A 1,734-nucleotide genomic window follows, 5' to 3' on the forward strand; every position below is an offset into this window, starting at 1 on the left:
GAAATAACAAATGAGTACCCCGAAATAACAAATGAGTACCCCGAAATAACAAATGGGTACTCCAAAATAACAAATGAGTACCCCGAAATAACAAATGGGTACTCCAAAATAACAAATGAGTACCCCGAAATAACAAATGGGTACTCCGAAATAACAAATGGGTACGCCGAAATAACAAATGCGTAAGCGTAGCCCGCCGTAGGCATCGCCATGATTGCAACAATTTAGCTTTGTCACGCCAGCGAAACGTACCGCAAATCTTTGGTGGATGAAGTTTTTCCGACTTAGCGATCGCTCGATTTTGTAAACAATGCCAAATAATTGATTGCAGGTATAATCACAGAGATAGCTAGAAACCAAATTTAGATATGTGCGATCGCCATATCTCATTCGTTATAATATTGACGATAAACTTTGCTAAAGAGGGCAAATATATGACTAGCCGCGAGCAGCTTATCCAAGAAATTGCAGAGCTTCCAGATGAGTTAGTCAAAGTAATGTTAGATTTTTTGCATCGGGTTCAGACAACACGTAGTCATCATCCTCTAGCAAAATTTGCGGGTATTTTGAGTGATGATGAGGCGGCTGATTTACAGAAAGCAATTCAAACTGATTGTCGTCAGGTTGATTTAAATGAGTGGTGAAATTGCGTTAGATACTTCTGTTGCAGTACGTTTTCTAAATGGCGATCCTAATGTTGTTTCAAGGGTATTAGCGTTACCAGAAATATTTTTGTCGGTGGTAGTAGTGGGAGAGTTACTATTTGGGGCTGAGAACTCGACTCGACCGTTGAAAAATCTTCCTCGATATTTGGAGTTTATAGAAGTTTGTGCGGTTGTGCCTGTGGAAAAGCGAACGGCAGTTATCTATGCTCAGACTCGTTTGGGTTTGAAGCGCAAAGGGCGACCAATTCCTATGAATGATGTTTGGATTGCAGCGCACTGTCTGGAACATGGCTGGGTGCTTGTTACCGATGATTCAGATTTTGACTATGTGGATGGATTGGTTATAGAGCATTGGTAATGATAGCTATTATGTTTTGAGATCGCTTTTCCCATCATCTCAAAGCACGTTGGCGTAGCTCGCACTTCGGCTGCGCTCAGTGACCACCGTAGGCATCGCCAACAAGTGATAATGTAGCATTTTTCACTAATCAGTTAAGATCATCTTTATCAATCTTCTTTCCTCACCCTTTTGCTTGGAATTATGACGCAGGATGAGTTGTTGGTACTGATAGATCGCGCCGTGACTGAGGGTTGGCAAGAGTTAGACCTGTCGGGACAGAAGTTGACTGAGTTACCTGTGGAAATTGGGAAGTTGAAGCAGCTTGAGTCTTTGATTTTGGGAAAGAAGGTTGAAGGTTATGAATACGTAGGAAACCGCTATCTCGAAAAGGTTTCAGGCAACAATTTAAAAACGCTTCCACTCGAACTATTGGGTTTGCCTAATTTGCGTAAGTTGGATATTAGTGGCAATCCTTTAGAGAGCATTCCCGATGTGGTAACGCAAATACTACATTTAGAGGAACTTATCTTAATTCGAGTAGAGCTAACTGAAATACCTGACGCGATCGCTAATTTAACCAATCTGACGCAGCTTCTCCTCAGTGGCAACCAAATAACCCAGATTCCAGAGGCGATCGCTAATTTAACCAATCTGACGCAGCTTGACCTCAGTGACAACCAAATAACCCAGATTCCAGAGGCGATCGCTAATTTAACCAATCTGACGCAG

At 42.0% G+C, this 1,734-nt stretch carries 4 protein-coding genes; all 4 read left to right on the forward strand.

Annotated features, from left to right (window positions below; translation table 11 throughout):
- Nucleotides 1-186, forward strand: a 186-nt coding sequence (locus RMY64_RS36670; protein WP_322691628.1) for a hypothetical protein, incomplete at its 5' end; no start/stop codon positions are given.
- Between the two features lie 248 nt (nt 187-434).
- Nucleotides 435-644, forward strand: coding sequence for a hypothetical protein (locus tag RMY64_RS36675; protein ID WP_073641323.1), 210 nt, complete (start codon nt 435-437; stop codon nt 642-644).
- The gene (locus RMY64_RS36680; protein WP_322691629.1) at nt 634-1,023 is read left to right on the forward strand and encodes a type II toxin-antitoxin system VapC family toxin; all 390 of its coding nucleotides are present in this window, start codon (nt 634-636) and stop codon (nt 1,021-1,023) included. The genes RMY64_RS36675 and RMY64_RS36680 overlap by 11 nt, the downstream gene beginning before the upstream one ends.
- A 183-nt stretch (nt 1,024-1,206) precedes the next feature.
- Nucleotides 1,207-1,734: leucine-rich repeat domain-containing protein (locus tag RMY64_RS36685; protein ID WP_322702688.1), on the forward strand; the 528-nt coding region annotated here is incomplete at its 3' end.

Origin of the sequence: Nostoc sp. DedQUE08 (genome assembly GCF_034530895.1) — a bacterium.
GTDB lineage: Bacteria > Cyanobacteriota > Cyanobacteriia > Cyanobacteriales > Nostocaceae > Nostoc.

Excerpts from the sequence above, each read along its gene's own strand:
- RMY64_RS36675 (WP_073641323.1), top strand. The coding sequence starts at position 435 with ATGACTAGCCGCGAGCAGCTTATCCAAGAAATTGCAGAGCTTCCAGAT.
- RMY64_RS36680 (WP_322691629.1), top strand. The coding sequence starts at position 634 with ATGAGTGGTGAAATTGCGTTAGATACTTCTGTTGCAGTACGTTTTCTA.